At 66.4% G+C, this 7,506-nt stretch carries 7 protein-coding genes; 1 reads left to right on the forward strand and 6 read right to left on the reverse strand.

Features of this window, described 5'->3' with window-relative positions; all coding sequences use genetic code 11:
* The 6 genes from ACIQ2E_RS10630 to ACIQ2E_RS10655 form a co-directional block, all read right to left on the reverse strand.
* Positions 1–528: oxidoreductase (locus ACIQ2E_RS10630; protein WP_398330046.1), on the reverse strand; the 528-nt coding region annotated here is incomplete at its 3' end.
* Positions 525–1,256: a bidirectional hydrogenase complex protein HoxU gene (gene hoxU, locus ACIQ2E_RS10635; RefSeq protein WP_398330049.1), complete on the reverse strand. Its 732-nt coding sequence runs from the start codon at positions 1,254–1,256 to the stop codon at positions 525–527. The genes ACIQ2E_RS10630 and hoxU, both read right to left, overlap by 4 nt.
* Complete coding sequence (locus tag ACIQ2E_RS10640) at positions 1,253–2,743, reverse strand: NuoF family protein (RefSeq protein ID WP_398330052.1); 1,491 nt, start codon at positions 2,741–2,743, stop codon at positions 1,253–1,255. Before ACIQ2E_RS10640 ends, hoxU begins: the two co-directional genes overlap by 4 nt.
* The gene (locus tag ACIQ2E_RS10645) at positions 2,743–3,189 is read right to left on the reverse strand and encodes an NAD(P)H-dependent oxidoreductase subunit E (protein ID WP_398330055.1); all 447 of its coding nucleotides are present in this window, start codon (positions 3,187–3,189) and stop codon (positions 2,743–2,745) included. The genes ACIQ2E_RS10640 and ACIQ2E_RS10645 overlap by 1 nt, the downstream gene beginning before the upstream one ends.
* Before the next feature lie 76 nt (positions 3,190–3,265).
* A complete protein-coding gene (gene ppsA / locus ACIQ2E_RS10650) occupies positions 3,266–5,650 on the reverse strand; it encodes a phosphoenolpyruvate synthase (protein WP_398330058.1) in 2,385 nt (794 codons plus the stop codon).
* Positions 5,643–6,836 carry a histidine kinase gene (locus tag ACIQ2E_RS10655; protein ID WP_398330061.1) on the reverse strand — a complete coding sequence of 398 codons (1,194 nt, stop codon included), beginning with the start codon at positions 6,834–6,836 and terminating at the stop codon, positions 5,643–5,645. The genes ppsA and ACIQ2E_RS10655 overlap by 8 nt, the downstream gene beginning before the upstream one ends.
* 73 nt (positions 6,837–6,909) lie before the next feature.
* On the opposite strand from ACIQ2E_RS10655, the gene ACIQ2E_RS10660 reads away from it, so the two are divergent.
* The coding region (locus ACIQ2E_RS10660; protein ID WP_398330064.1) for a Tic22 family protein at positions 6,910–7,506 on the forward strand (597 nt) is incomplete at its 3' end.

Below are 7,506 nucleotides of genomic sequence, written 5' to 3' on the forward strand. Positions count from 1 at the left end.
GCTGCCGCTCAGCTGCGGCATCTCGCCCTGCAGCAACGGCTCCAGAGCGGCGCGGATCCGCTCGGCTGGCGGCGGGCAGCCCGGCAGATACACCTCCACCGGCACCAGCTCATGCACCGGCAACACCCGCTCCAGCAGCTCCGGCAGGATGCCTGGAGCATGGGGCAGCTGGCCGCTGCCATCGGCGAGCTCCAGGTAGGCGCGCCGCAGCACCGGATCGCTGCCCCGCAGCATGTTCCGCATGCCCGGGATGTTGGCAGTGATGGCGCAGTCGCCGAAGCTCACCAGGGTGCGGGTGTTGGCGCGCACCCGCTGCAGTAGTTCGAGGTTGTCGGTGTTGGCCACCCCGCCTTCTATCAGGGCGATATCCACGTTCTCGGGGTAGAGCTTCTGGTCCGATCCCACCGGGCTGTAGACGATGTCAGCGCGATCAGCGAGCTCCAGGAGCCATTCGTCGAGATCAAGAAACGACATGTGGCAGCCGGAGCAGCCCGCCAGCCAAACCGTTGCCAGCCTTGTCTTCGTCATGGGCTCCACTCCTGATGGGTGCGGGCATGCACCAGGGTTTGAAGACGCTCCGGGTGGCTGTGCTTCTCCTCGCTGGTGTTGGTCTTGTGGAACAGGGCTCCGGTGGGGCACACATCCACGCACTTGCCGCAGTGGGTGCAGGCCTCCACAGCACCCCAGGGTTCCCTAAGGCCGCTGATGATCTGGCAGTGTTCGCCGCGCCAGCCCACATCCCACACGTGGGCGCCTTCCACCTCGTCGCACACCCGCACGCAGCGGGTGCAGAGGATGCAGCGGTTGTGATCGAGCCCGAACTGAGCGTGGGAGAGATCCACATGCCGCTCGGGGAAGCGATACGGCAGGCGGCTGTGATCCATGCCCACCTCCACCGCCAGGTTCTGCAGCTCGCAGTGGCCATTAGCCACGCAGATGGCGCACACGTGGTTGCCTTCGGTGAACAGCAGTTCGATCACCGTGCGGCGGATCTCCTGCAGCCGTGGTGTCTGGGTGTGCACGCGCATGCCCTCCGCGGCGTTGGTGACGCAAGCCGCCAGCAGGCGCGGCTCTTCACGCCCATCGGCTCCCCTCACCTCCATCAGGCACAGCCGGCAAGCGGCCACCGCTGAGAGCCCCTCCAGAAAACAGAGGGTGGGGATCGGGATGCACGCCTGGCGGGCAGCCTCCAGCAGCGTTGTGCCGGTGGGTACGGCCACATCGCGCTCATTGATCTGCAGTGTGCAGACACTCATCGCCCCACCTCCGCCGGCCGCAGCAGCTCCAGGTAGTCGCTGCGGAAATGGCGCAGCGTGCTCAGCACCGGTTTCGGGGCGCTCTGGCCCAGGCCGCAGAGGCTGGCGTCGGCCACGGTGTGGCACAACGATTCGAGCTGGCTGAGATCAGCGGCGCTGCCTCGGCGCTCCAGCAATTTGCGCAGCAGCATCTCCAGCTGCACCGTGCCTGAGCGGCAGGGGATGCACTTCCCGCACGACTCCTCGCGGCTGAAGGCGATGAAGAAGGCGGCGAGATCCACCATGTTGGTGGTGTTATCGAGCACCACCATCCCGCCTGAGCCCATGATCGCGCCGAGGGCCTTGAGCGAGTCGTAATCCACGGGTGTGTCGAGGGCGCAGGCGGGTACGCAGCCGCCTGAGGGGCCGCCCGTTTGCACGGCCTTGATGCTGCGGCCGGGCGGGGCGCCCCCACCCATCGTTTCCACGATCGTGCGCAGGGGCGTGCCGATCGGCACCTCGAGCACACCGCTGCGCCGCACATGGCCGGTGAGCGAAAACACCTTGGTGCCCGCGCCGTAGGCCTCCACCCCCAGCCGCAGCAGCGCCGGGATATTGCCGAAGGTCTCCACGTTGTTGATCAGTGTGGGCAACCCGAACACGCCGTGCTCGGCCGGATAGGGCGGCCTGGGCCGCGGTACGCCGCGGCGACCCTCAATCGAGTGGATCAGCGCCGTTTCTTCCCCGCACACATAGGCGCCTGCCCCGACCCGCAGCTCAATCTCAAAGCTGAAACGGCTCCCGCTGATAGTCGTACCCAACCAGCCGTGGGTTTCGGCCGCGGCGATCGCCGCGCGCAGCCGCTGGATCGCGAGTGGATATTCAGCCCGCACGTAGATGTAGCCCTGCTTGGCGCCCACGGCGAAGGCGGCGATTGCCATGCCCTCCAGCAGGGTGTGGGGATCGCCCTCCATCAAGGTGCGATCCATGAAGGCGCCGGGGTCGCCCTCATCGGCGTTGCACACAACAACCTTGCGGGCACCGGCCATGGCCGCCACGGTGGCCCACTTCAGCCCTGTGGGATAGCCGGCGCCACCCCGCCCCCGCAGGCCGCTGCGACGCACCGTTTCGATCACGGAGCTCGGATCGTCTGCGGCGACCACCGCCCTCAGTTGCTGATAGGCGCCCTGGGCCAGGGCGTCATGGATGCAGCACGGATCCACCATCCCGCAGCGGGCCAGCACCAGGCGCCGCTGCAGCTTCAGAAACGGATCCTCCGCCCTGATCTTGCGGCCTGAGGCCAGCGCAGCCTCCAGCGTGGTGCCAATGGTGTTGTTCTCGGCCGGCTGCAGCGACAGCAGCTGATCCCCCATGGCCGCTAGTGGCCCTTCACTGCAAGGGCCGAGACAACCCACCTCCTTCACCGGGCGATCGCTGTTCTCCAGCAGTGCCAAGGCACCGCGGCTGCGGCAGCTGGCGGCGGTGCAGAGCCGGAGGCAGCTGCTCATCACGCCAACTCCTGCAGCTGCTTCAGCACGGCGCTCGCGTTGACGTGGTTCCACACCGCTCCATCCACCACCACCAGAGGGGCTCCGCTGCAGGTGCCGATGCAGCGCACCGAGCCCAGTTCCACACCCAGCCCATCCAGCGGTGCTGCCTTCAGTTCGGCCAGGAGTTGCACCGCCCCCTGCACATAGCAGGCGGTGCCGGTGCACACCAGGCAGCTGTGGCGCGCCGGCGGCGCAAAGCGAAACAGGTGGTAGAAGCTCGCCGTGCCCTGCACCCGGCTGAAGGGCAGTTGTAGTTGCCGGGCGATGTAGCGCAGCAGCGGCTCGCTCAGGTGGCCGTAAAGCTGCTGAGCACGGTTAAGCACCTCAATGAGGCCATGGGCCTGATGGCCGTGGCGCTGCAGCACCGGATCGAGCGCGGCGAAGCCCTGCTCCAACGTCGCCATGGCAAGCCCAGGCCGGCTCTTTCCAAGCTAGGCAGAGCTTGCGCGTCTGGCAGCTGTTGCTCTGCTGCAGCTCGCTTCAGCTGCCCTTGAGCTCGGCCTCGATCGCAGCCACCTTCAAGCGCGTCTTGAGTACGGCGTCGGGGTTGAGGCTGATGGAATCGATGCCTTCGCGCACCAGCATTTCGGCGAATTCCGGGTGATCGCTCGGCGCCTGGCCGCAGATGCCGATCTTCCTGCCGCAGCGTTTGGCGCTGCGGATCGCCATGCGGATCAGCTCCACCACCGCGGCGTTGCGTTCATCGAACAGATCAGCCACCAGGGCCGAATCGCGATCGAGCCCCAGGCTGAGCTGGGTGAGGTCGTTGGAGCCGATCGAGAAGCCATCGAAGCGTTCAGCGAAGGCCTCCGCGGCGATCACGTTGCTTGGCAGCTCGCACATCACGTACACCTCCAGGCCGTTGTCGCCCCGCACCAGCCCTTCGCGTGCCATCTCGGCTAGCACCCGATCCCCCTCTTCGGGGGTGCGGCAGAAGGGAACCATCGGGATCACATTGATGAGCCCCATCTGCTCCCGCACCCGCTTGAGGGCCCTGCACTCCAGGGCGAAGGCTTCGCGGAACCCCTCGGCGTAGTAGCGGGAGGCCCCCCGCCAGCCAATCATCGGGTTCTCCTCACTGGGTTCAAAGCTGCTGCCCCCCAGCAACTTGGCGTATTCGTTGCTTTTGAAATCGGAAAATCGCAGGATCACCGGCCTGGGATAAAAGGCCGCGGCGATCCGCCCCATGCCCTGGGCCAGCAGGTCCACGTAGTAGTCGGCGGGGTCCTCATAGCCGGCGGTGAGGGCGTCGATCGCCTGGCGCTCGGCGGGGTCGCGGAGCCGTTCGGGCTGCAACAGCGCCATCGGATGCACGCGGATGTGGTTGGCGATCACAAACTCAAGCCGTGCCAGCCCCACCCCGTCGCAAGGAATCGCCGCCTGGCTAAACGCCTCCTCCGGGTTGCCCACGTTCATCAGGATGCGGGTGCGCGTGGGGGGCAGCTCGCCGATGTCGCGCTCCTCTACATGGAAGGGCAGCGCTCCGCGATACACACGGCCCTGATCGCCTTCGCAGCAGCTGGCGGTGATCGTGGTGCCATCGGCGATGCGCTCGGTGGCATCGCCAGCGCCCACGATTGCGGTGATTCCCATCTCGCGGGCAATGATCGCTGCGTGGCAGGTGCGGCCGCCCTGGTTGGTGACCACGCCGCTGGCCCGCTTGAGGATCGGCTCCCAATCGGGATCGGTACGCTCCGTGATCAGTAGATCACCCGGCTCGAACCGCTGGATTTCGGAGGGGTGGCGCAGGATGCGGGCCCTGCCGCTGCTCACCGAGGCGCCGATGGCACGGCCCGTGCAGAGCAGTTCCGCGTTGTGGGGTTCGAGCTGCCAGCTGCGCAGCAGCGTGGTGCTTCGGCGGGATTCCACCGTTTCAGGCCTGGCCTGGAGGATGAACAGCTCACCGGTGACGCCGTCCTTGGCCCATTCGATGTCCATCGGGGTGGGCTGGCCGCGGCGTGCGCTGTAGTGCCGCTCGATCAGGCAAGCCCAGCGCGCCAGTTGCAGGGCTTCTCCGTCGGTGAGGGCGAAGCGGTGGCGTTCGGCTGGCGGCACCTCCACGTTGCGGGTGGAGCCGTACTCGCCATACACCATCCGGATCGCCTTGCTGCCGAGCCGACGGCTCACGATTGGCGCAAAGCCCTGCTCCAGGGTGGGTTTGAAGATCAGCACCTCATCGGGGTTCACCGCCCCCTGAACCACGTTCTCCCCCAGGCCATAGGCGGCGGTGAGCAACACGGCGTTGCGGAAACCGGTTTCGGTGTCGATGCTGAACATCACGCCGGAGCAGGCCAGATCGGCGCGCACCATGCGCTGCACGCCGATCGCGAGGGCTACCTCGAAGTGATCAAAGCCGTTGATCTGGCGGTAGGAGATGGCCCGGTCGGTGAACAGGGAGGCGAAGCAGCGCCGGCAGGCCGCCAGCAGCGCCTGTTCCCCCTCCACATTGAGGTAGGTCTCTTGCTGGCCGGCGAAGGAGGCATCCGGTAGATCTTCTGCAGTGGCGCTGGAGCGCACGGCCACCGCAGGCGATCCCAGCTGGCGGTAGCTGCTGAGGATCGCCTGCTCGAGATCGCTGGGCACAGGCGCAGCCAGCAGCAGGGCTCGAGCTGCCGCTCCGGCAGCCTGCAGCGCAGCGATGTCGTGGCCGTCGAGGCCATCGAGGATGGTGTGCAGCTGCTGCTGCAGCCCGCCCGCTTCGATGAAGTGGCGATAGGCCGTGGCGGTGGTGGCAAAGCCTCCGGGTACCCGCACCCCTTGCTCTGAGAGCTGGCGGATCATCTCCCCCAGGGAGGCGTTCTTGCCCCCCACCTCGGCGATGGCCTCGAGGCTGGCGGCCTCCAGCGGCAGCACCAGCTCAGCCACGACTCAATGGCAATTGCGCCGATGGCGGCACTGCGGGGCTGAGATCGAATTGGCTGCTGGCGGCCTGGGGCCGAACCTTCGCACCCTCAGCGCGCAGTTTCAGCGCTGTGCACAACGGCTGCGGTTTGGCATTGGCGCTGAACCACTGCAGATCCCAACCGCTGCGGCCTCCGGCTTGCACGGAGGCCAGGGCGCTCATCAGGCCGCTGTCGTAGCCCGCACTTTCCACCACGCCAGGTTTGTATCCCCAGCGCTGCTCAAAGCGCTGAGCAAAGGAGTTCCAGCCCGGTCCGCGGCTGAGGGGATTCACTCCCAACTGCTCGATCGCCAGGGGCTGCTCAACCGGAGCACTCCAGGCCAAGAGCAGAGTGGGGGGCCAGTTGGCGGTGCGCACCGCCTTGGCCAGATCGCTGGCGGGCTGGGTGATCACCACCAGGGCTGGCGGGCGGTACCAGTCCACATCCTTCACCAGCTGCGCCATGGCGGCACGGTCATCGCCCTGCAGGCTGATGGGTGCGGCGGTAGGGCCGATCACATCCCCGTTGCCATTGGCGAAGCTGGCCACGAAGCGATCGGTGAGGGCCTTGCTCTCGGCGCTGCGATCGCGCACCACTATCACCCGTTTGATCCTGTCGGCCAGCAGTGCCTGGGCCAGGCGATCAGCCTCCAGGCTGCGTCCCGGCATCAGTGGCCAGAGCCGATCTGAGCCGCGTAGCTGCGGCAGGCCTTCGAGAGAAACGCCTCGCTGCAAGGGCAGCAGCACACTCAGCCGTTGCTGTTCGGCCAGCAGGCCATAGGCGGGGAGGGGAGCTGCGGGTGGTGCCACCAGTAGGTGGCTGCGGGGGGCTGCCCCCACGGGGGTCTGGGGATCGGCACCGGGCGGTAGCCAGCCCACTTGCAGGCTGGGCGGCTGCACGCCGCAGCTGCGGCTTTCCTCCATGGCCAGGCTGTAGCCCCGCCGCAGGCCATCGCCGAGCCCCGCCAACAAGCCTTCGCTGGGCAGCAGCAGACGCACATCGCTGCGGAGTGGGCTGCTGGCGGCGAGGGTCTGGCTGCCCAGCAGCGCAGCAGCGATCCCAGCCACCAGACCCAGCTGCCTTGGCCAACCGGCCGCCCCAGCCGAGCGGCGCAGACCAATCACCCTTGGTGAAGCTGCAACCGCTCTGGGCTGTTCTGCAGTGGTCATGGCCGGCACCGTCCAGCCGTTGAAAGCTAGGTGGATTTCCCTGACTAGGCTCAGCCTTTCCACAGTTCATCGCATGCAGTCACGCCGCACCGCCATGCGCCACCTCCTGAGCCGCAAATTCGGCTCCGTAGCGCTGAGCGCAGGCCTGGCGATGGCTGCGCTGTCGCTCTTGTCTGCCCCGGCTCAGGCGATCCCTGAGGCAGACGCGATCAAGAAGCTGCAGGTGGTGCCGGTGTTTGTGATCACCGACTCCAAAGGTGTGCCTCTACCGATCCCCCGTGATCAGGACCTGGTGTTGCCCCTTTACCTCGAGAGCGCCAAAGCCAATCAGCAGCTGGCGGCCTTGAACAAGAGCAACCCTTCTCTCAAAGCCGGTGTGGTGGCTCTGCCTCTCAACGTGATGAACGAGAAGGTGACGGAGCTCAACAAGCAGCTCAAAGACAAGAAGAAAACCCTTGTGGCTCCGATTATTGGCAACGAAAGCGATCGCGCCCAAGCTGTAAAGATCCTGAAGAATCAGGGGCTCACCGAGAAGCAGATCAGTGAAGGGCTGAATGTGCCCGTGTTTTTCACCAAGCCCTTCCTCACGATTAAGACGCCCGAAGGACCGCGTGGGGTGTTCTTCTTCAGCTACGAAAATCTGGAAAATGCCCTGGGTCAGTTGCCCCCG

The sequence above is a fragment of the Vulcanococcus sp. genome, assembly GCF_044369115.1.
Classification (GTDB): domain Bacteria; phylum Cyanobacteriota; class Cyanobacteriia; order PCC-6307; family Cyanobiaceae; genus Vulcanococcus.

Coding starts and splice junctions, on each gene's coding strand:
- hoxU (WP_398330049.1), bottom strand. CDS start 1,256: ATGAGTGTCTGCACACTGCAGATCAATGAGCGCGATGTGGCCGTACCC.
- ACIQ2E_RS10640 (WP_398330052.1), bottom strand. CDS start 2,743: ATGAGCAGCTGCCTCCGGCTCTGCACCGCCGCCAGCTGCCGCAGCCGC.
- ACIQ2E_RS10645 (WP_398330055.1), bottom strand. CDS start 3,189: ATGGCGACGTTGGAGCAGGGCTTCGCCGCGCTCGATCCGGTGCTGCAG.
- ACIQ2E_RS10655 (WP_398330061.1), bottom strand. CDS start 6,836: ATGACCACTGCAGAACAGCCCAGAGCGGTTGCAGCTTCACCAAGGGTG.